The organism is Rhizobium oryzihabitans (assembly GCF_010669145.1).
Lineage (GTDB): Bacteria > Pseudomonadota > Alphaproteobacteria > Rhizobiales > Rhizobiaceae > Agrobacterium > Agrobacterium oryzihabitans.
On record NZ_CP048635.1, the window covers coordinates 1,627,935 to 1,648,326 of the forward strand.

Annotated in this window: 18 protein-coding genes and 2 pseudogenes; 15 read left to right on the plus strand and 5 right to left on the minus strand. The window is 60.3% G+C overall.

The features are described 5' to 3' along the window. The first annotated feature begins 142 nt into the window (after nt 1-142). From G3A56_RS24090 to G3A56_RS24125, 8 genes are all read left to right on the plus strand, one after another. Nucleotides 143-1,456 (plus strand): ABC transporter substrate-binding protein, encoded by a 1,314-nt coding sequence (locus G3A56_RS24090; protein ID WP_082184904.1) that lies wholly within the window; start codon nt 143-145, stop codon nt 1,454-1,456. Between the two features lie 162 nt (nt 1,457-1,618). After that, nucleotides 1,619-2,491 (plus strand): carbohydrate ABC transporter permease, encoded by an 873-nt coding sequence (locus tag G3A56_RS24095; protein WP_082184903.1) that lies wholly within the window; start codon nt 1,619-1,621, stop codon nt 2,489-2,491. Between the two features lie 238 nt (nt 2,492-2,729). Beyond that, nucleotides 2,730-3,554 carry a carbohydrate ABC transporter permease gene (locus tag G3A56_RS24100; protein ID WP_003499055.1) on the plus strand — a complete coding sequence of 275 codons (825 nt, stop codon included), beginning with the start codon at nt 2,730-2,732 and terminating at the stop codon, nt 3,552-3,554. Between the two features lie 12 nt (nt 3,555-3,566). Further along, the gene (locus G3A56_RS24105) at nt 3,567-4,565 is read left to right on the plus strand and encodes an ABC transporter ATP-binding protein (protein ID WP_082184902.1); all 999 of its coding nucleotides are present in this window, start codon (nt 3,567-3,569) and stop codon (nt 4,563-4,565) included. Further along, nucleotides 4,562-5,338, plus strand: a complete 777-nt coding sequence (locus G3A56_RS24110; protein ID WP_082184901.1) for an L-iditol 2-dehydrogenase — start codon at nt 4,562-4,564, stop codon at nt 5,336-5,338. Before G3A56_RS24105 ends, G3A56_RS24110 begins: the two co-directional genes overlap by 4 nt. A 61-nt stretch (nt 5,339-5,399) precedes the next feature. Continuing rightward, nucleotides 5,400-6,884 carry a mannitol dehydrogenase family protein gene (locus G3A56_RS24115; protein ID WP_082184900.1) on the plus strand — a complete coding sequence of 495 codons (1,485 nt, stop codon included), beginning with the start codon at nt 5,400-5,402 and terminating at the stop codon, nt 6,882-6,884. 7 nt (nt 6,885-6,891) lie between these two features. Beyond that, on the plus strand, nt 6,892-7,611 hold the full coding sequence (locus G3A56_RS24120; protein ID WP_082184899.1) for an HAD family hydrolase: 720 nt from the start codon (nt 6,892-6,894) through the stop codon (nt 7,609-7,611). A gap of 60 nt (nt 7,612-7,671) precedes the next feature. Beyond that, complete coding sequence (locus G3A56_RS24125; RefSeq protein WP_164056852.1) at nt 7,672-9,246, plus strand: FGGY-family carbohydrate kinase; 1,575 nt, start codon at nt 7,672-7,674, stop codon at nt 9,244-9,246. A gap of 61 nt (nt 9,247-9,307) precedes the next feature. Here the strand turns inward: G3A56_RS24125 and G3A56_RS24130 are convergent, their stop codons facing one another. Then, nucleotides 9,308-10,138, minus strand: coding sequence for a MurR/RpiR family transcriptional regulator (locus G3A56_RS24130; RefSeq protein ID WP_051032462.1), 831 nt, complete (start codon nt 10,136-10,138; stop codon nt 9,308-9,310). 295 nt (nt 10,139-10,433) lie between these two features. On the opposite strand from G3A56_RS24130, the gene G3A56_RS24135 reads away from it, so the two are divergent. After that, a complete protein-coding gene (locus G3A56_RS24135) occupies nt 10,434-11,171 on the plus strand; it encodes a sulfate transporter family protein (RefSeq protein WP_082184897.1) in 738 nt (245 codons plus the stop codon). Here the strand turns inward: G3A56_RS24135 and nth are convergent. Further along, nucleotides 11,133-11,915, minus strand: coding sequence for an endonuclease III (gene nth / locus G3A56_RS24140; RefSeq protein WP_082184896.1), 783 nt, complete (start codon nt 11,913-11,915; stop codon nt 11,133-11,135). The two genes, G3A56_RS24135 and nth, sit on opposite strands and share 39 nt — an antisense overlap. Before the next feature lie 37 nt (nt 11,916-11,952). On the opposite strand from nth, the pseudogene G3A56_RS24145 reads away from it, so the two are divergent. From G3A56_RS24145 to G3A56_RS24160, 4 genes and pseudogenes are all read left to right on the plus strand, one after another. Then, nucleotides 11,953-12,434 (plus strand): annotated as a pseudogene (locus G3A56_RS24145) (DUF2244 domain-containing protein). 227 nt (nt 12,435-12,661) lie between these two features. Then, a complete protein-coding gene (locus G3A56_RS24150) occupies nt 12,662-13,591 on the plus strand; it encodes an IS110 family RNA-guided transposase (RefSeq protein WP_082182843.1) in 930 nt (309 codons plus the stop codon). A 217-nt stretch (nt 13,592-13,808) separates the two neighbouring features. Beyond that, nucleotides 13,809-14,681: a methylated-DNA--[protein]-cysteine S-methyltransferase gene (locus tag G3A56_RS24155; protein WP_164056853.1), complete on the plus strand. Its 873-nt coding sequence runs from the start codon at nt 13,809-13,811 to the stop codon at nt 14,679-14,681. A gap of 205 nt (nt 14,682-14,886) precedes the next feature. Continuing rightward, complete coding sequence (locus G3A56_RS24160; protein WP_082182843.1) at nt 14,887-15,816, plus strand: IS110 family RNA-guided transposase; 930 nt, start codon at nt 14,887-14,889, stop codon at nt 15,814-15,816. 126 nt (nt 15,817-15,942) lie between these two features. Here the strand turns inward: G3A56_RS24160 and G3A56_RS24165 are convergent. Further along, nucleotides 15,943-16,940, minus strand: a pseudogene (locus tag G3A56_RS24165) (sugar-binding transcriptional regulator). A 195-nt stretch (nt 16,941-17,135) separates the two neighbouring features. Here G3A56_RS24165 and tal point away from each other — a divergent pair. Next, nucleotides 17,136-18,101, plus strand: coding sequence for a transaldolase (gene tal / locus G3A56_RS24170; RefSeq protein ID WP_003499079.1), 966 nt, complete (start codon nt 17,136-17,138; stop codon nt 18,099-18,101). A gap of 315 nt (nt 18,102-18,416) precedes the next feature. Here the strand turns inward: tal and G3A56_RS24175 are convergent, their stop codons facing one another. Further along, entirely contained in the window at nt 18,417-19,190 is a 774-nt protein-coding gene (locus G3A56_RS24175; RefSeq protein ID WP_082184893.1) for an IclR family transcriptional regulator, read from the minus strand. Nucleotides 19,191-19,394: 204 nt separating this feature from the next. On the opposite strand from G3A56_RS24175, the gene G3A56_RS24180 reads away from it, so the two are divergent. Further along, entirely contained in the window at nt 19,395-20,126 is a 732-nt protein-coding gene (locus tag G3A56_RS24180; protein ID WP_003499083.1) for an SDR family oxidoreductase, read from the plus strand. 57 nt (nt 20,127-20,183) lie between these two features. Here the strand turns inward: G3A56_RS24180 and G3A56_RS24185 are convergent, their stop codons facing one another. Then, complete coding sequence (locus G3A56_RS24185; protein WP_003499086.1) at nt 20,184-20,357, minus strand: DUF1328 domain-containing protein; 174 nt, start codon at nt 20,355-20,357, stop codon at nt 20,184-20,186. Nucleotides 20,358-20,392 lie beyond the last annotated feature (35 nt).

The window sequence follows — 20,392 nt, forward strand, 5'->3', positions numbered from 1 at the left end:
AAAAATTAATCACATAAAATCAATGGCTTGATTTTTCCATGTGCGCCGCAGCACAGGATGTCGCTTGACTTTTTTCGTCTCCGGGTGAGTAAATGCCCCAGAGCAAAGCGAATGCTCATCATTTTTCTTCTGGGAGGAAGATATGACACTGAAGACCATTTTGCTGGGCGCATGCTCGGCCCTCGCCTTTTCGACCCTTGCTTCCGCTGAAACGCTGACCATCGCCACCGTGAACAACGGCGACATGATCCGCATGCAGGGGCTGACCTCCGACTTCACGGCAAAGAACCCCGACATCAAGGTCGAATGGGTCACGCTTGAAGAAAACGTCCTGCGCGAGCGTGTGACGACCGATATCGCCACCAATGGTGGCCAATACGACATCATGACCATCGGCAACTACGAAGTGCCGATCTGGGCCAAGCAGGGCTGGCTGCTGCCGCTCGAAAAGCTTGGCGACAAATACGACGTGGATGACATTCTGCCGGCGATCCGTGGTGGTCTTTCCGCCGAGGGCAAGCTCTACGCAGCACCCTTCTACGGCGAATCCGCCATGATCATGTATCGCAAGGACCTGTTTGAAAAAGCCGGCCTGAAGATGCCTGAAAACCCGACCTGGGAATTCATCGGCGACGCGGCTCGCAAGATTACCGACCGCAAGACCGATATCAACGGCATCTGCCTGCGTGGCAAGGCTGGCTGGGGCGAAAACATGGCCTTCATCAGCGCGCTCACCAATTCCTTCGGTGGCCGCTGGTTCGATGAGAACTGGAAACCTCAGTTCGATCAGCCGGAATGGAAGAGCTCGCTGCAGTTTTACGTGGATCTGATGAAGGATGCCGGTCCCTCGGGCGCGTCCTCCAACGGCTTCAACGAAAACCTGACGCTGTTCCAGCAGGGTAAATGCGGCATGTGGATCGACGCCACGGTGGCTGCCTCCTTCGTATCAAACCCGAAGGATTCGACCGTTGCCGACAAGGTTGGTTATGCGCTGTTCCCGACGCATGGCGAGCTGAAGAACCACGGCAACTGGTTGTGGTCGTGGAACCTTGCCATCCCGAAGAGCTCGAAGAAGGCCGATGCGGCTGAAAAGTTCATCTCCTGGGCAACCAGCAAGGATTACACCACGCTCGTAGCTTCCAAGGAAGGCTGGGCAAACGTGCCTCCGGGCACCCGCACCTCGCTTTACAAGAACGCCGATTATGAAAAGGCCGCCGCCTTCGCCAAGCCGACGCTTGCGGCGATGGATGCCGCCGATATCACCAAGCCGACCGTAAAGCCCGTGCCTTATACGGGCGGCCAGTTCGTGGCGATCCCTGAATTCCAGGCGCTCGGCACCACGGTTGGTCAGCTGTTCTCGGCGGTCGTTGCCGGTCAGTCCAGCGTCGATGATGCGCTTGCGGGCGCCCAGTCGACAGCAACGCGTGAAATGACCCGCGCCGGTTACATCAAGTAATCCTCCCGAAGATCGCTGTCCGGCGCCAATGCCGGGCAGCGAACTCTCCGGGCCGGAAGCCGCGATGCGGCTTTAATGCCTTTCAAATCAAAACAAGAATGAGCCGGTTCTTCCGGATATGCCGGGCGTCGTGACGCGCAGGCCCAAGGGGAGGTTAGTGTAATGGCAACCCGAAACACGAGCGGTCTTGCGCGGGTTATGCTTGCGCCATCGGTGCTGTTATTGCTGGTGTGGATGATCGTGCCTCTGGCGATGACCTTGTGGTTCTCGTTCCAGAACTACAATCTCCTCAACCCGGCCAATGTCAGCTTCGCGGGCCTGTTCAATTACCAGTATTTCTACACCGACCCGGCCTTCTTCCAGTCGATCTGGAACACGCTGTTGATCGTCGGCGGCGTGCTGTTGATCACCGTCATCGGCGGCATCGCCATTGCGCTCCTGCTCGACAATGACATTTTCGGCCAGGGCATCGTGCGCATCATGATCATCTCGCCCTTCTTCGTCATGCCGCCTGTCGCAGCTTTGGTGTGGAAGAACATGATCATGCATCCCGGTTATGGCGTGCTTGCCGATCTCTCGCGTTTCTTTGGTTTCCAGCCGGTTGACTGGTTCGCGCAGTTTCCGCTGCTCTCCATCATCATCATCGTCGCCTGGCAATGGCTGCCGTTCGCGACGCTGATCCTCTTGACCGCCCTGCAGTCGCTCGATGGCGAACAGAAGGAAGCCGCCGAGATGGATGGCGCCAACTTCGTCAACCGCTTCGTCTATCTGACCCTGCCGCATCTGTCGCGCGCCATCACCGTCGTCATTTTGATCCAGACGATCTTCCTGCTCGGCGTCTACGCGGAAATCCTCGTCACCACCAATGGCGGGCCCGGTTATGCCTCGACCAACCTTGCCTTCCTTATCTATCGCACCGCGCTTCTCGGTTACGACGTCGGCGGCGCATCGGCCGGTGGCATCATCGCCGTCATCCTCGCCAATATCGTCGCCATCTTCCTGATGCGCGCCGTCGGCAAGAACCTGGATCGGTAGGGGGTATGACAATGGTTCTATCTGCGGCATCAGCGCCCACTCCTCCTCATTCCTGTGCTCGTCACAGGAATCCAGCCGACGCGCGTCGGCGCGGCGGGAAGACTCTTTCTCAGCCCAAAGACTTGGGCTGGCTGGATCCCTGTGACAAGCACAGGGATGAGGGAGGTGGGGATGCCTCCGTCTCCACACCAAAACGGCCCCGTGCTTTTACCGCTATTACCTCAGGGGAGGTCTAATCATGGCCCGCAAGACAACGACACGTGCGAAGATCGGCTTTTCCATCGCGGCATGGGCCGTGGCGCTCCTGCTGTTCTTCCCGATCCTCTATGCCTTCCTCACCTCGATCAAGACCGAGCCGGAGGCGATCTCGGGCTTCAGCCTCATTCCCTCGGGCACGCTCGAAAACTACATCACCGTGCAGACCCAGCGCGATTACTTCAAGCCCTTCATGAACTCGGTCGTGCTGTCGCTCGGCTCAACGATCATCGCGCTGATCATTGCCATTCCCGCCGCATGGGCCATGGCGTTCTCGCCGACCAAACGCACCAAGGACATTTTGATGTGGATGCTTTCCACCAAGATGATGCCGGCCGTTGCCGTGCTGGTGCCGATCTACCTGATCTTCCGCAATGCCGGCCTGCTCGATACCCGCATCGGGCTCACCGTCATGCTCACCTTCATCAACCTGCCGATCGTGGTGTGGATGCTTTACACCTACTTCCGCGAAATCCCCGGCGAGATCCTCGAAGCCGCGCGCATGGATGGCGCATCGCTCTGGAACGAGATCGTGCATGTGCTGACCCCGATGGCGGTACCGGGCATTGCCTCGACGCTGCTTTTGAACGTCATCCTCGCCTGGAACGAATCCTTCTGGACGATCCGGCTGACGACCACCAATGCAGCCCCGCTGACGGCCTTCATCGCCTCCTTCTCAAGTCCGCAGGGGCTGTTCTGGGCAAAACTCTCAGCCGCCTCGATGATGGCGATCGCCCCCATTCTCGTCATCGGCTGGTTCTCGCAGAAACAACTCGTGCGTGGCCTCACCTTTGGCGCCGTGAAATAAGGAACGACAATAATGGGCAGCATTTCCCTTCAGAACGTGTCCAAGCTCTTCGGCGAGGCAAAAGTCATCCCGTCGATCGATCTCGATATCCATGACGGCGAGTTCGTCGTCTTCGTCGGCCCGTCCGGCTGCGGCAAGTCCACGCTGCTGCGCCTGATCGCCGGGCTCGAAGACGTCTCCGGCGGCAGGATCGTCATCGACGGCAATGACGCCACTGAAAAGGCCCCGGCCGAGCGCGGCCTTGCCATGGTGTTCCAGTCCTATGCGCTTTATCCGCATATGAGCGTGCGCAACAACATCGCCTTCCCGCTGAAGATGGCCAAGCTCGACAAGGCCGTCATCGATAAAAAGGTCGATGATGCCGCCCGCATCCTCAATCTCACCGATTATCTCGAACGCCGGCCCTCGCAGCTGTCGGGAGGCCAGCGCCAGCGTGTCGCCATCGGCCGCGCCATCGTGCGCGAACCGAAGGCGTTTCTGTTCGACGAGCCGCTTTCCAACCTCGATGCGGCGCTGCGCGGCACCATGCGGCTGGAAATCTCCGAGCTGCACAACACGCTGAAGACGACGATGATCTATGTCACCCACGACCAGGTGGAGGCCATGACCATGGCCGACAAGATCGTCGTGCTCAACCGCGGCAATATCGAGCAGGTCGGCTCACCGATGGAGCTTTACCGCTCCCCCGCCAACCTCTTCGTCGCCGGCTTCATCGGCTCGCCGCGCATGAACCTGGTGACCGGCGATTACGCCCGCAGCAAGGGCGCCACCACCGCCGGTGTGCGGCCGGAGCACCTGAAGCTGTCGAAGGACAGCGGTCTCTGGCAGGGCAAGGTCACCGTTGCCGAACATCTCGGCTCGGATACCTTCCTGCATCTCGATGTTCCCGGCATCGGGCCGATTACCGCAAGGACCGACGGCGAGTTCGAATGCAGGCATGGCGATACCGTGTTCATCACCCCGGACGAGACCAAGATCCACAGGTTCGATGACAAGGGTATCGCAATATGACGGGGAGACTGGAAGGCAAATCCGCGCTGATAACAGGTTCGGCGCGCGGCATCGGCCGCGCCTTTGCCGAAGCTTATCTGCGTGAGGGGGCGCGGGTCGCCATTGCCGATATCGACTTCGATCGCGCCAGCAAGACGGCCCGTGAGATCGGCGAGAACGCCTATGCCGTCGAACTCGACGTGACCAAACAGCATTCCATCGATACCGCCATCCGCACGGTGGAGGGCCAGACCGGTGGCCTCGATATCCTCATCAACAATGCCGCGCTGTTCGATCTGGCACCGATTGTCGAGATCAAACGCGAGAGCTACGAAAGACTGTTTTCGATCAACGTGTCCGGCACGCTGTTCATGATGCAGGCCGCCGCAAAAACAATGATTGCTCGGGGAAGAGGCGGCAAGATCATCAACATGGCAAGCCAGGCGGGCCGGCGCGGCGAGGCCTTGGTGGCGGTTTATTGCGCCACCAAGGCCGCCGTCATCAGCCTCACCCAATCGGCGGGGCTCGATCTCATCAGGCACGGCATCAACGTCAATGCGATTGCGCCGGGTGTGGTCGATGGCGAGCACTGGGACGGCGTGGATGCGCTGTTTGCGAAATATGAAAACCGCCCCGCCGGTGAAAAGAAGCGGCTGGTCGGGGAGGCCGTACCCTTCGGCCGCATGGGCCGTGCCGAAGACCTGACCGGCATGGCGATCTTCCTTGCCTCCGATGAGGCCGAATACATCGTCGCCCAGACCTATAATGTCGACGGCGGCAACTGGATGAGCTGAGTATCGGGCGTCTGCCGCCCGGCCTTGGCACTAACAACGTTTCCCCTTCGAGGATCGTGACATGACATGCAAACTCTCCCTCGCAACGCTTGATGAAGCCAGAAAAACGGCGGCGGTTCCGGCCTATTCCCGGGCCGATCTTTCCGCCGGCATCGTGCATTTCGGCGTCGGCAATTTCCACCGTGCCCATCAGGCGGTCTATCTGGATGACCTGTTCAACACGGGCGCGGACCATGACTTCGCCATCATCGGCGCGGGCGTTCTGCCCTCCGATGCAGTGATGCGTGAAAAGCTTGCCGCGCAGGATTTCCTGACGACGGTGGTGGAGCAGGACAATAACCGCACCGGCGCGCGCGTTACCGGGCCGATGATCGACATATTGCCGGTTGGTGACAGCAAGGCCATCATCGATAAGCTGGCAGACCCGAAAATCCGCATCGTTTCCATGACGATCACTGAAGGCGGGTATTTCATCGATGCCGCCGGTTCCTTCAACCCGCAGCATCCGGCCATTGCCGAGGATGGCAGAAACCCGGCTTCGCCGAAAACCGTGTTCGGCCTCATCGTCGCCGGGCTGAAGGCACGACGGGACAAAGGGCTGCAACCCTTCACCGTCATGTCCTGCGACAACATTCCCCATAATGGCAAGGTCACGAAAAATGCCGTGGTCGGCCTGGCGGCTCTCTCGGATCCGGCTTTCGCCAACTGGATCGGCGAAAACGTCGCTTTTCCGAATTCCATGGTCGACCGCATTACGCCCGCGACAGGCGAGCGCGAACGCAATATCGCCCGCGATGATTTCGGCATCGAGGACAATTGGCCGGTCTTCTGCGAGGAGTTCAAGCAATGGGTTATGGAGGATAATTTCCCTGCGGGTCGCCCGGCGCTCGAAAAGGCGGGCGTGCAGTTCGTCAAGGATGTTGCGCCCTACGAGCACATGAAAATCCGCATCCTCAATGGCGGCCATGCGGCGATAGCCTATCCGGCGGCGCTGCTCGACATCCATTTCGTGCATGAGGCCATGGAACATCCGCTGATCCGGGCGTTTCTGGCAAAGCTCGAAAATGAAGAGATCATCCCGGTCATTCCGCCGGTTCCCGATACGAATCTTGCCGACTATTTCGGGCTGATCGAGCGGCGTTTCCTCAATCCGAAAATCGGCGACACCATTCCGCGACTGGCGCAGGATGGCTCCAACCGTCAGCCGAAGTTCATTCTTCCATCCACCGCCGACCGTCTGGCGCGCGGTGAGGATATTGTCGGCCTGTCGCTGGTCTCGGCGCTGTGGTGCCGTTATTTCTACGGCACCTCCGATAGCGGCAAGGAAATCGCCTTCAACGATGCGAGCGCCGAGCGGCTTCAGGCGGCGGCGATCAAGGCCAAGGACGATCCGATGGCCTTCCTCGCGCTGGGCGATATTTTCGGGGAGGTTGCCGAATCGGCGCTTTTCCGTAAACGCTTCGCTCACGCATTGGCGACGTTGTGGCAAGAAGGCACGGCGAAGACCTTGCAGCTTTATCTGGACGACAAGCTGGCTGAAAAGTGACCAAGAGATGCAAGACGGGACCGGACCTCTTCTGATTTTCGACTGCGACGGCGTTCTCGTCGACAGCGAGCCGGTCTCCATCTCGGTTCTTCTCGACATGCTCTCCCATCTCGGCGTCGAGATGGGAGAGGAGGAAGCCTATAACCGCTTTCTCGGACGCAGCGTTGCCAGCATGACGACGACGCTGTTTGAGGATTACGGTGTCGAAACCGATATCGATTTTCTCGACCATATGCGCGCAACATTGTTCGAGCGTTTCCGCACCGAACTCAGGCCCATTGACGGCATTGCCGAAACGCTGGACAGGCTTGTGGGCCTGAAACGCTGCGTTGCCTCTTCCAGCCAGCCGGAGCGCATCCGTTATTCGCTGGGGCTGACCGGCCTGATCGACAAATTCGAGCCGCACGTCTTCAGCGCCACCATGGTGAAGAATGGCAAGCCGGCGCCCGATCTTTTCCTGCATGCCGCGCGTGAAATGGGCGCTGATCCGCGTCACTGCATCGTGATCGAGGACAGCCCGGCGGGCATTGCGGCGGCAAAGGCAGCCGGCATGGCGGTTTTTGCCTTTACCGGCGGCTCGCATGCGCGGTTTCCCGCATTCCGGGAAAAGATCGCGGGTCTCGGGGCCGATGCCACGTTTGACGCGATGCCGGATTTGGTCCAACTTGTCGACGGTTATGTGGGGAAGGGCGGTTTTGACAGCCAGGTGGCACGTGACGCAGGCTGAAGGAAACCATGCCTGCCGCCGCCCGGAAGTCGTTGCGCAAGGGATGGAATTGAAGTCTTGATGCGTCAGAATCTCGTGGCTGTCGATGTCGGTACGGCGAGCGCGCGCGCCGGGATTTTCGATCCGGCCGGCCGGCTTCTCGCCCGCTCCACCCATCCCATCCTGATGCAGAGGCCGCAGGAAAACCACGCTGAACATGATTCCACCGACATATGGAACGCGGTCTGCATCGCGGTCAGGGCAGCGCTTGCCGAGGCGGCTGTTCCGCGCGAAAGCATTGCCGCCATCGGGTTCGACGCCACCTGCTCGCTGGTTATCCGCGACGAAAAGGGAGAGCCGGTTTCGGTCTCCGTCACTGGCAAAGACAAGTTCGACACGATCGTCTGGCTTGACCACCGCGCAATCGCCGAGGCCGATCGGTTGACGGCATCCGGCCACCGGGTTTTGGATTTTGCCGGTAACAGCGTGTCGCCGGAAATGCAGATGCCGAAGCTGATGTGGCTGAAGAAGAATTTGCCGGCAAGCTGGGCCCGCATGTCTTTCGCCTTCGATCTGGCGGATTTCCTCACCTGGAAAGCGACCGCTTCGGCGAAGCGTTCAAATTGCACGCAGACGGCGAAGTGGAATTTCCTGGCGCAGGAAAATCCCGGCTGGCAGGCGGATTATCTCGAACTGGCCGGGCTTGGCGATCTGAAAGAGCGGGCCGGGCTGCCTGACACCACGGTGATGCCGGGGGAAAGCATCGGTCCCCTGTCGCCTGAAGCGGCGGCAGAACTTGGTCTGGATACGGGTTGCCAGGTGGCGGCGGGCATGATCGATGCCTATGCGGGTGCGCTCGGCGCGCTCGGCGGATGCCTTTCGGGGGATGTGGGCCGGCATGTGGCGCTGATTGCCGGCACCTCAAGCTGCCTTGTCGCCATGTCCGAGCGGCAGATGCCCGGCCACAGTCTCTGGGGTCCCTACTGGCAGGCGATCCTGCCCGGCCATTGGCTGGTGGAGGGCGGGCAATCGGCCACCGGCGCGCTGCTCGATCATATCGTGCGCATGCATGCGGCCGGTGGTGAGCCGGATACGGCGCTGCATGCCCGGATCGTTGCACGGGTGGCTGAGTTGCGCGCACTCGAGGGCGAGGCCTTCGCCGATCGGCTGCATGTGCTGCCGGATTTCCACGGCAACCGCTCGCCGCTGGCTGATCCGCACGCCGTCGGCGTCATCAGCGGGCTGACGCTGGATACGTCTTTCGACAGTCTCTGCCGGCTTTACTGGCGCACCGCAGTGGCAATCGCGCTTGGCGCACGCCATGTTCTCGATGCCATGGAGCGCTTCGGTTATGCGGTGGAAAGTCTGCATGTCACCGGAGGCCATGTGAAAAACCGGCTCCTGATGGAACTTTACGCTGATGTGACCGGCAAACGCATCGTGGTTCCCGCCACCGCTGACGCCGTTCTTCTCGGCACGGCAATGACGGCGGCCGCCGCCGGCGGCGTCCATGCGGATATTGCGGCGGCGGGGGCCGCCATGTATCCGGGCAATGCGGAAATTTCCGGAAATCCGGCGCTTGCGTCCCGCTATGAGCGAGATTATCGCCGGTTTCTTGCCATGTACCGCCATCGCCAGGAGCTGGAAAGCCTCTGATTTTGGCAAGAATGTTTGGCGATGGGGCACCCGCTCGATCCATATGCCCGTAGGACGCAGATCAGATGCCCAGCGAGCGCTTCAGGCCGGTGAGGTTTTTCATGCGTGCCCTGCGCGTCTCGTCCGCGCCGGCAATCAGGCTGCAGAGCGTGAATTCCATCAGTGCGACGAGTTGCAGCAGGCCCTGGCCGCCATTCTGGGCGTGCGGCATGGCAAGACAGATATCGGCACTTTCAGGTCCCCACTCATAGAAACGGGTGGTGATCAAAAGGGTTCTGTAGCCGCTCTTGCGCGCCGTGGATGAGAGGTTCTGCAGCGGCGAGAGGCTGCCGCCGCAGTCCATGAGGATGAGAAGGGCTTTTGCCGGCTCAAAATCCCATAACGTCACATAAGCGGCGCTGTCGCTGCCGAGATAATGGACCTGCTTGCGGTATTCCAGCAATCGCCCGTGAAAGTGGCGTCCTGTCCCCATGCCTTCGGGAGATGTGGCCAGAAAAACGTCGGGCGTCGAGGCAATCTCGTTCATCGCCAGACGCCAGATCGGCTGTGAGGTCATGTCGAAAGCGGTCTGAATGGCCTGTATCTGCTGCGACAGAAGCTGCGAAAACGGATTGGACTGTTCGCTGCTTCCAGACGATGCGGGCTGTTCCTCACCAACCACTTCCTCCGCATGGCGCAGATCGGCACGGATATCGCTGAATTGCCGGTATCCGAGCGAACGCAGGAAGCGGCCGACCGTCATCGGGCTGAGGCCGAGCTTTGCAGCCAGTGTCTGCGCCGTTTCGAATGGCAGCTCGTCCAGATGCTCGATCAGATATTTGGCGATCTTGCGCTCGGAGGGTGTGCCAGCCTTCATGGCACGCGTGAGGTTCAACAGCAGCTTTTCCACCAACGCCTCATTCTTATGATTATTGAACGATGATGCATGCGCGCGCGCAAAACAGCGTGCGAACCGCGTTTTGACGGTGGGGGAAGCTTTTCCGGCCATGTCCTCCACCGGACCGGAATGCGAATTATAATAGATGTTTTATTATATTTTAGAGATATCTTTTATTCAAGGGAAATTCCATCTGCGGTTTAATTCCAAGCGGTTGGCGTCTTGCCGTGCTTCTTGCAGAGCTGGCGGCAAGCTCTTATCTCTCGCTCAGTCAGAAAGTTTCAACGCGGAAGCGTCAAGGGAGTTCCGAATGATATTCGATGCGGCAAGGCTGGCGTTTCAAAATCTCTTCGCCGCCGAGACCCGGTCTGTTTTCTGGAAGGTTCTGGGGCTGACGCTTCTGGTGCTGGCGGCGCTGTGGTTCGCCATCCGCTCTATCTTCATCTATTTCGCCCTGCCGTGGGTGGATACGCTGATCCCCGGCGTGCCAGATTGGGCGGGATGGCTGACGTTCGTTTTCGCCATTTTCGCCGGCATAGGACTGGCGCTGGCATTGGCGCTGCTGATTTCGCCGGTCACCGCCGTCATTGCCGGCCTGTTTCTCGACGATGTCGCCGAAGTGGTGGAAAAAAAGACCTATCCCAATGATCCGCCAGGCCAGGCGATGCCGATCGGCGAGGCGGTGCTTTCCTCGATCAAGTTCTTCGGCGTCGTTATTGCCGGCAACCTCATCGCGCTTTTGCTGCTGCTGGTGCCGGGTGTGAACCTCATCGCGTTTTTTCTGGTCAACGGCTATCTGCTGGGACGGGAGTTCTTCGAATTTGCGGCGATGCGTTTCCGCACACCGGCCGAGGCGAGGCTGTTCCGCTCAAAACACCGCACCACCGTGTTTATGGCCGGGCTGGTGATCGCCGCATTTCTTGCCGTCCCGTTCCTGAACCTTCTGACACCGCTTTTCGCCGCCTCGATGATGGTGCATCTGCACAAGGCCGTCAGCCGGCGTGATCCTTTATTCGCCGCTGGCCGCACCGAACAGCTGCGCGGGTAATTCCACCAGCGGCGCCGGAATATCGAAGGTCTTTTCCGGCGACTTGCAGATATCGGCAATCACGCAGCGTTCGCATTCCGGCTTGCGCGCCTTGCAGCAATAACGCCCGTGCAGGATCAGCCAGTGATGGGCATGGAACAGATATTCTTCGGGAATGATGCGGACGAGCCGGTCTTCCACCTCGTCCGGGGTTTTCCCCGGCGCAAGACAGAGCCGGTTGGCGATGCGGAACACATGCGTATCCACGGCAAGCGTGGGCACGCCGAAGGCCATGGACATCACCACATTGGCCGTCTTGCGGCCGACGCCCGGCAGGGTGACCAGCTCCTCGCGGGTTTTCGGCACCTCGCCGCCGAAATTGTCGATCAGCATCTGCGACAGGGCAATGACGTTTTTGGCCTTGTTGCGGTAAAGCCCGATGGTCTTGATGTGGCCGATCAGCTGTTCTTCTCCGAGCGCCAGCATTTTTTCCGGCGTATCGGCCACCTTGAACAGCGCCCGCGTCGCCCGGTTCACGCCCACGTCGGTCGCCTGCGCGGAAAGCGCCACGGCCACCAGCAGGGTGAAGGGATTGGTATGTTCCAGCTCGCCTTTCGGCTCCGGCCGCTGGATGGAGAAACGCCGGAATATTTCGGTCAGCTCGTCCCTGGAATAGGCCGTCTTCACCCGAACCGGTTTGCGGGCGGATGTCGCATTTGACTTTTTCAAGGTTTGGGTGCTGGATCGTTTTTTGGCGACTGTCATGACCTATCTATAGCCAGCCCGCCTTGAGGAAATCAACGTGGATACGCTCAACGACCACCCGATTTTCGCGGCGGAACTCGTTCCGCACCGTTCGCTTGGCAGAAGAGGTTTCCGGCTGCTTCTTGCCTTGTCCGGGCTCGCCTGCCTCCTTTATGGCGGTTTTTTCCTCGCCAGCGGGCATGGCCCGTCGGCCTGTTTTTCGGGCTGGATTTTCTGCTGCTTTATGTCGCCTTCCGCGCCAATTACCGGGCCGCAAAGGCGCGGGAGGAGGTCAGCGTCTCGCGCACGAGCCTGTCGATCCGCAAGTTCTCGCCGGCAGGGCGCATGGTGGAGCACCGTTTCAATCCCTTCTGGGCACGCTTCAGGGTTCAGCGGCACGACGAAATCGGCATTGTCTCCATGCATGTCACGGGCGAAGGCAAGGCGACCGATATCGGGTCGTTTCTCAATCCGGATGACCGGGAAAGTTTCGCCAAGGCTTTTGGCGGTGCGCTGGCGAATGTCAGGAGGCGGATGTGAGGGAATCAGGAAGTGTCGACGCGCTCTGCCGCCCTCATCCCTGTGCTCGTCACAGGAATCCTGTGTATTGCGTCTGTGCTAGAATGGTAGCGGACGGAAGGCCGTCGGGATCCTGGTCGTTTGAGACCGCTTGCTGGCTCTGGTCCTCCGTCCGCCTTTGATATCCCAACCTGAACAGTTGATTGAGGCCGTGAGCGCGGACCTCGAAGCACAGGATGAGGCTTGCCATGATACACCCTGTTTTCATTGGATGCGACGTCGCCAAGGCGCATCTTGATCTTTTCGACGGCCGGACATCCCGGCATATCCGCATCGACAACACCGCTGCCGCCATTCATGCATGGCTGCAAAGCCTGGAGGGGCAGGAGGCGACGGTCATTCTGGAGGCGACCGGGCGTTATGACAGGCAGCTGCGCGCGGCTCTCGATCGGCAACAGCGTCCGTATTGCCGGGTCAACCCCGCCCGGGCGCGCGACTTCGCAAGAGCCACCGGCCGCCTGGCCAAGACCGACGCCATCGATGCCCGCCTGCTGGCACGCATGGGCGAAACGCTTGGCCCCGCAACCAGCACACCACCCGATCCGGCCCGGCAGGCGCTTGCCAGCTTCCATACAAGGCGCGATCAGCTCGTTGCCATGCGCCAGCAGGAGCGGCTTCGCCTTTCCAGCGCAGAACCCATGGAGCACGATAGTCTGGAGCGCCATCTCATCTGGCTGGACGGCGAGATCGAGGCGATCGAAAAAGCCTGTCACGCCCATGTCCGGGAAAACGCGGAACTGAACGAACAAAGCACCAGGCTTCGTTCCATTCCGGGCGTCGGGCCAGTCACCGCATTCACGCTGATGGCGCATATGCCGGAACTGGGCGGCAGCTCTTCCAAAGCCATGGCGGCATTGGCGGGACTTGCTCCCTTCAATGCCGACAGCGGCATCAAACGCGGCCAGCGCCATATTCGCGGCGGACGAAAGCGCGTGCGCGATGCCCTCTACATGGCGGCGCTGGTGGCTTACAGGCTGAAGACCGCCTTCGCCCGCACGGCGCAAACCATGCAGACCAAGGGCAAACCGTTCAAGGTCATGATCATTGCCATCGCCCGCAAAATCCTCGTCGCCGCAAACGCAATCCTCAGGGATAAAACCGTCTTTGCTAAAACCTGACAATACAGTTGCCAGCCAGCCCAAGTCTTTGGGATGAAAGGACTCTTTCCGCCACGCGGACGCGCGTCGGCTGGATTCCTGTGACGAGCACAGGAATGAGGGGGTGGGGATATTCCGGCAGATAAAACATTTAGGTTGCGTATTGTGATGCAACGCAAGAAACGGGTGGAGACCGACGCGCTTTGGTGGTTTTCTGTGAAGCGTTAGGAGAAATGCGATGAACGCCAATATCATGCTGAATGAAGACATCACCCCCATCGGATCGGATTACGACACGGTGCGCGGGGTTATCGAGCTTTTGACGCTGGATTATCGCGAGCAGCTCTCCCTCGAAGCCATTGCCGCAGAGCTCGGCCAGTCGCCGACGCAATTGCAGAAGACCTTCACCCGTTGGGCTGGCCTTTCACCCAAGGCATTCCTGCAGGCCGTGACGCTCGATCATGCCAAGAGGTTGTTGCGCGAAGAGGACTTGCCGCTGCTGGAAACCTCGATCGAGGTCGGCATGTCGGGGCCGGGCCGCCTGCACGATCTGTTCGTCACCCATGAGGCCATGTCGCCGGGCGAATGGAAGGCCAAAGGCGGTGGGCTGACGATCCGTTACGGTTTCCACACCTCGCCCTTCGGGCTTGCGCTGGTCATGGTGACAGATCGCGGCCTTGCCGGCTGCGCCTTTGCCGATGCCGGTGATGAAAGGGCCTGTTTCGAGGACATGGCCGGCCGCTGGCCGAATGCGGGCTATGTCGAGGATCGCGAAGCGACGGCGCCCTATGCCGCGCGCATTTTCGATCCGTCCATGTGGTCGGCGGACAGGCCGCTGCGCGTCGTGTTGCTCGGCACGGATTTTCAGGTGCGGGTTTGGGAGAGCCTGTTGAAAATCCCGATGGGCCGCGCCGTCACCTATTCGCATATCGCCTGCGATATCGGCCAGCCCACGGCTTCCCGCGCTGTCGGTGCGGCCGTCGGCGCCAACCCCGTTTCCTTCGTCGTTCCCTGCCACCGTGCTGTCGGCAAAAGCGGGGCGCTGACCGGTTATCACTGGGGCCTGACCCGCAAGAGGGCGATGCTCGGCTGGGAAACGGGGAAGGTGTGAGGCTGGTCTCCCTCATCCCTGTGCTTGTCACAGGGATCCTGTGTATTGCGTCTGTGCTAGAATGGTAGCGGACGGAAGGCCGTCGGGATCCTGGTCGTTTGAGACCGCTTGCTGGCTCTGGTCCTCCGTCCGCCTTTGATATCCCAACCTGAACAGTTGATTGAGGCCGTGAGCGCGGACCTCGAAGCACAGGATGAGGCTTGCCATGATACACCCTGTTTTCATTGGATGCGACGTCGCCAAGGCGCATCTTGATCTTTTCGACGGCCGGACATCCCGGCATATCCGCATCGACAACACCGCTGCCGCCATTCATGCATGGCTGCAAAGCCTGGAGGGGCAGGAGGCGACGGTCATTCTGGAGGCGACCGGGCGTTATGACAGGCAGCTGCGCGCGGCTCTCGATCGGCAACAGCGTCCGTATTGCCGGGTCAACCCCGCCCGGGCGCGCGACTTCGCAAGAGCCACCGGCCGCCTGGCCAAGACCGACGCCATCGATGCCCGCCTGCTGGCACGCATGGGCGAAACGCTTGGCCCCGCAACCAGCACACCACCCGATCCGGCCCGGCAGGCGCTTGCCAGCTTCCATACAAGGCGCGATCAGCTCGTTGCCATGCGCCAGCAGGAGCGGCTTCGCCTTTCCAGCGCAGAACCCATGGAGCACGATAGTCTGGAGCGCCATCTCATCTGGCTGGACGGCGAGATCGAGGCGATCGAAAAAGCCTGTCACGCCCATGTCCGGGAAAACGCGGAACTGAACGAACAAAGCACCAGGCTTCGTTCCATTCCGGGCGTCGGGCCAGTCACCGCATTCACGCTGATGGCGCATATGCCGGAACTGGGCGGCAGCTCTTCCAAAGCCATGGCGGCATTGGCGGGACTTGCTCCCTTCAATGCCGACAGCGGCATCAAACGCGGCCAGCGCCATATTCGCGGCGGACGAAAGCGCGTGCGCGATGCCCTCTACATGGCGGCGCTGGTGGCTTACAGGCTGAAGACCGCCTTCGCCCGCACGGCGCAAACCATGCAGACCAAGGGCAAACCGTTCAAGGTCATGATCATTGCCATCGCCCGCAAAATCCTCGTCGCCGCAAACGCAATCCTCAGGGATAAAACCGTCTTTGCTAAAACCTGACAATACAGTTGCCAGCCAGCCCAAGTCCTTGGGCTGAAAAGACTCTTCCCGTCGCGCCGACGCGCGCCGGCTGGATTCCTGTGACAAGCACAGGAATGAGGAAGAGACTGAAACGCCTGACGAGGCCTAAACCAGCTCCATCAACGCCCTTGCCGCCGCCTCGTCGGTGATCAGCGTATTACATCCGATACGTTTGATGGTGGCGCGGATGGCGACGGCGCGGTGAGCGCCGCCGGAGGCAAGGACGATATGCTTGGCCTTGCGCAGCGTGTCGAGATCTATCGCCATGGCGCGCTGATTGATCGGGTGATCGACGGAACGGCCTTCCGCGTCGATGAAGTTGAACATCGTGTCGCAGACACAGCCGGCGTCGATGAGTTCCTGAAGCGTCGCCTTCGAAATGAAGCCTTCCGACAGCGATGTCGAATGCGGGCCGATATCGCCGCAGGAGACAATGGCGAGATCAAGGGTTTCGGCCAGATCGTAAAGCGTCGCAAGTCCGCATTTTTCGATCAGCGCCCGTTTGGTCTCGACGGAATCCACCAGTAGCGGTGCGAGAAACATGTAACATTCCGCGCCGAGCGCGCTCGCCAGCCGCCAGGTGTAATCGAGCGGGTTGGTCTGGTGCACGGCGACGATGCCGCCGAGCAGTGAGACGACCTTGCAGTTTTCCCGGCGCGGCGGACGAAAGCTCGATAGCGATGCGGTCATGGTGCGGCCCCAGCCGACGCCGATGGTGGCGCCATTCGGTACCGCTTCAGAGAGAAATTGCCCGAGCGCCAGGCCCACGGCCTTGGCGGTGCCTTCAGCACTTGCCTTGCCGGGGGATGAGCCGGGGAGGGAATGATCACCGCCTCATCCAGCCCATAAGCCGCCTCCAGCCGGCCGGCGAGCTCGACGAAATCCTCGATGCCTTCATTGATCCAGATCTGCACCTCGGAGCGCTTCATCGCCTCGTCGAGAAGACGGATGACGGTGGAGCGGCTAATGCCGAGTTTCTCGGCGACATCTTTCTGCGTCATGCCCTGATTATAATAGAGCCACGCGGCGCGCAGCCTCAGCGAAGCCGCTTCCGAATAGGCCGTATGGGTTTCTCTTCTCAGTTTCGCCACGGTTTCCGCCATTCTTTATGGACGGCCGAGTATCGCAGGCGTGAAACTTATGTCAATTGCGATGCGCAAATGTCTTGACTTTTGGCCCTGTCGCTTGCGATAGTCGGAGCCGGACAGAACCGCGATTTCGGCCTTGGGCGCACCCATGGTGCGGGAACGAAAAGACGGCTTGGCAAGTTTTGAAGAGATCATGAAGGATCATTCGGTATGACGTCTAAACTCGAACAACTTCGCGCCATCACAACGGTCGTTGCCGATACCGGCGATATCGAGGCGGTTGCGCGCCTGAAGCCGGTGGATTGCACCACCAACCCCACCATCGTTCTGAAAGCTCTCGGCACGCCCGCTTTTGCGGATGCGGTGAAGGAAGCCGTCGCCTGGGGCAAGAAGCAGGGCGGCCAGTCCGACGCCGTCGTCGCTGCCGTTGCCGATCGCCTCGCCATTTCCGTGGGTGCGGCTCTTGCCGGCCTCGTTCCAGGCCGCGTATCGACCGAAGTCGATGCGGACCTTTCCTTCGATACGCAGGCCTCCATCACCAAGGCGCGCCACATCATCGCCGCCTACAAGGAGCGCGGCATCGAGCGTGAACGCATCCTCATCAAGCTTGCTTCCACCTGGGAAGGCATCAAGGCTGCCGAGGTTCTCCAGTCCGAGGGTATCGACTGCAACCTGACGCTCCTGTTCTCGCAGGCACAGGCCATCGCCTGCGCCGAAGCCAAGGTCTTCCTCATCTCGCCTTTCGTCGGCCGTATCCTCGACTGGTACAAAAAGTCGACCGGCGAGACCTACACCGCCGAGACCGATCCGGGCGTTGTGTCGGTGCGCAGCATCTACAATTACTACAAGGCCAATGGCATCAGCACCGTCGTCATGGGCGCATCTTTCCGCAATGTCGGCGAGATCGAGGCGCTTGCCGGTTGCGATCGCCTGACGATCAGCCCGGCTCTCCTGGAAGAGCTGGACAAGGACACCGGTACGCTCGAGCGCAAGCTTTCGCCCGACAACGCCAAGCCGGAGGCGCTGCAGTCGCTTGACGAAAAGGCGTTCCGCTGGGCGATGAACGAAGACGCGATGGCAACCGAGAAGCTCTCGGAAGGCATCCGTCTGTTCGCAAAGGATCTGGTGACGCTGCGCGAAATGGTCCGCAAGGAACTGACGCTGGCTGCTGCCTAATAAAAAAGGGGGAACATTGTGTTCCTCTTGGATAATTCGGGTGTTTGGCGAAAGCGTAGCATCCCCACCGCGTCACCCCGGACTTGATCCGGGGTCCAGTGCGATCAAGTCATTGATCGCAAAAGACTCATTCCTCACGGCGCAGACGCGCCGTGGCTGGATTCCGGCTCAAGGCCGGAATGACGGAGGAGAGTTGCTCGGACTTTGTTATCAACCGCGACGGGAACCATCAACGCTCTCACCGCGTTTACACCACATAATCTCCAGTCACTCAAAACGCGATCGGGCCCCTGCCGGTCGCGTTTTTTGTGCGTTTCAGTCGCTTCCGTTTCCCGTCGCCACTTCGGAAATGCGCTTTGCCGCATCGCGGATCAGCGCCTCGCAGGCCTCGCGCGTGGGCGCCTTGCCGCCGAGCGGGGTGATGTAGGGGCAGGTGATGACGGCAAGTGCTGTGCCGTCGAGCGTCAGCACCGGGGCGGAAATATTGCGCACGCCAGCGGTCTGAAGGCTGTCCATGGATTCGAAACCCTGTCGGCGCACCTCCGCCAGCCGCTCGGCAAGGCCTTCAGGCACTGTTTCGCCACCGCCCCGCACCTGCTCGGTGATCATGATCTCGCGTTGGGCGTCTGTCTGGAAGGCCAGAAGCACGTGGCCGGAACCGGTGTGGAACAGGCTCATCTGCGCCCCCACCCGCAGGGACATGGCCCAGTAGGTGGAAGATTCCTGCTGGGCGATGACGACCACGCTGCCGCGGTCATAGACCGCCAGGTGGCAGGCCTGCGCGGCGCTTGCGGAAAAATCGCGCATCACCGGTGCGGCAAAAGAAACGAGGCGGCGGATCGGTGCGTGGAAATGCGCCAGCCCGAACATCTTCAGCGTCAGTGAAAACCGGTCGCCCTCCAGCCGCTGCACGTAACCGCGGCGCACCAGCCGGTCCAGCATGCGGTAAAGTTCGTTCGGGCTTTTGCCGATCGCCTTGGCGATCTCGATCTGCGTCAGCCCGCCATCGGTGCGGGCCAGAAGCTCGAGAATATCAAGGCCCTTGTCGAGGGCAGGAGCGCGGTATCTTTCGCTGTCGTCGTCGGTCATCTGGCCTCGATGGTGTTTTGCATGGTGGCCGGGCGGATATGGCAACCTGAAAATATGGTTGCCCGATGCCCGCCATCCGCGCAAGTTTGCTTGACGCCATATGAATACCGCGTTTACATATGAATTGTCGATCCATATTTGAGATCATCGAAATTCAGCGGTCCGGTCCCCGATGGGCGGGCGCGCCATAGCGGGAGGCTATTCATGGTGCAGGATTTTAACGGCCGGACAGTGGTGATCACCGCCGCCGGCCAGGGTATCGGCCGGGCGACGGCGGAGCGTTTCATATCGCTCGGCGCGCGCGTGATTGCCACCGATATCAACGAACAGGCGCTTTCCACCCTGAAAGGTGCGGAAACGCGGGTTCTGAACGTGCTGGATGGCGACGGCGTCAAGGATTTCGCCGCCGATATCGGCCATGCGGATGTGCTGTTCAACTGCGCCGGTTTCGTTCATTCCGGCACCATTCTCGACTGCGAGGAAAAGGACTGGGATTTCTCCTTCGATCTCAATGCCAAGGCCATGTACCGCACCTGCCGCGCCTTCCTGCCCGGCATGCTGGAAAAGGGCAAAGGCGCGATCGTCAACATGTCCTCGGTTGCATCAAGTGTAAAAGGCGTGCCGAACCGCTTCGCTTATACTGCCTCAAAGGCGGCCGTCGTGGGATTGACCAAGGCCATTGCTGCCGATTTCGTCACCAAGGGCATTCGCTGCAACGCCATCTGCCCCGGCACGGTGGACAGCCCGTCCCTGCATGACCGGCTGCGCGCTACCGGCAATTACGAACAGGCTCTGGCAGATTTCATCGCCCGCCAGCCGATGGGCCGCATCGCCACGCCGGAAGAAATCGCAGCTCTTGTGACGTATCTCGCTTCTGATGAGGCGGGCTTCACCACTGGCCAGATCCATGTGATCGATGGCGGTTGGACGGGCTGATTTTTTTAAGGGAAATGCGAGAGGCGACCGGCGTAAAAGCCGGTCGCCTTTTTTCATTCAGACGACCGCGCTTCCGGCCATCAGTGCAAGCACGAGGAAGACCAGGAAGATCACCACGGCGATGAAGAACAATATTCGGGCCACGCCCGCTGCCGCCGCCGAAATGCCGGTAAAGCCGAATACGCCCGCGATCAAAGAAATAACAAAGAAAATAAGAGCCCATTTCAGCATGGAGCTTCCCCTTTCGCTTAATTTTCAAGAGTCTG

Coding starts and splice junctions, on each gene's coding strand:
- G3A56_RS24150 (WP_082182843.1), top strand. CDS start 12,662: ATGATACACCCTGTTTTCATTGGATGCGACGTCGCCAAGGCGCATCTT.
- G3A56_RS24090 (WP_082184904.1), top strand. CDS start 143: ATGACACTGAAGACCATTTTGCTGGGCGCATGCTCGGCCCTCGCCTTT.
- G3A56_RS24155 (WP_164056853.1), top strand. CDS start 13,809: ATGAACGCCAATATCATGCTGAATGAAGACATCACCCCCATCGGATCG.
- G3A56_RS24135 (WP_082184897.1), top strand. CDS start 10,434: ATGATATTCGATGCGGCAAGGCTGGCGTTTCAAAATCTCTTCGCCGCC.
- G3A56_RS24160 (WP_082182843.1), top strand. CDS start 14,887: ATGATACACCCTGTTTTCATTGGATGCGACGTCGCCAAGGCGCATCTT.
- G3A56_RS24120 (WP_082184899.1), top strand. CDS start 6,892: ATGCAAGACGGGACCGGACCTCTTCTGATTTTCGACTGCGACGGCGTT.
- G3A56_RS24105 (WP_082184902.1), top strand. CDS start 3,567: ATGGGCAGCATTTCCCTTCAGAACGTGTCCAAGCTCTTCGGCGAGGCA.
- G3A56_RS24125 (WP_164056852.1), top strand. CDS start 7,672: ATGCGTCAGAATCTCGTGGCTGTCGATGTCGGTACGGCGAGCGCGCGC.
- G3A56_RS24100 (WP_003499055.1), top strand. CDS start 2,730: ATGGCCCGCAAGACAACGACACGTGCGAAGATCGGCTTTTCCATCGCG.
- G3A56_RS24110 (WP_082184901.1), top strand. CDS start 4,562: ATGACGGGGAGACTGGAAGGCAAATCCGCGCTGATAACAGGTTCGGCG.
- G3A56_RS24185 (WP_003499086.1), bottom strand. CDS start 20,357: ATGCTGAAATGGGCTCTTATTTTCTTTGTTATTTCTTTGATCGCGGGC.
- G3A56_RS24095 (WP_082184903.1), top strand. CDS start 1,619: ATGGCAACCCGAAACACGAGCGGTCTTGCGCGGGTTATGCTTGCGCCA.
- G3A56_RS24180 (WP_003499083.1), top strand. CDS start 19,395: ATGGTGCAGGATTTTAACGGCCGGACAGTGGTGATCACCGCCGCCGGC.
- tal (WP_003499079.1), top strand. CDS start 17,136: ATGACGTCTAAACTCGAACAACTTCGCGCCATCACAACGGTCGTTGCC.
- G3A56_RS24115 (WP_082184900.1), top strand. CDS start 5,400: ATGACATGCAAACTCTCCCTCGCAACGCTTGATGAAGCCAGAAAAACG.
- G3A56_RS24175 (WP_082184893.1), bottom strand. CDS start 19,190: ATGACCGACGACGACAGCGAAAGATACCGCGCTCCTGCCCTCGACAAG.
- nth (WP_082184896.1), bottom strand. CDS start 11,915: ATGACAGTCGCCAAAAAACGATCCAGCACCCAAACCTTGAAAAAGTCA.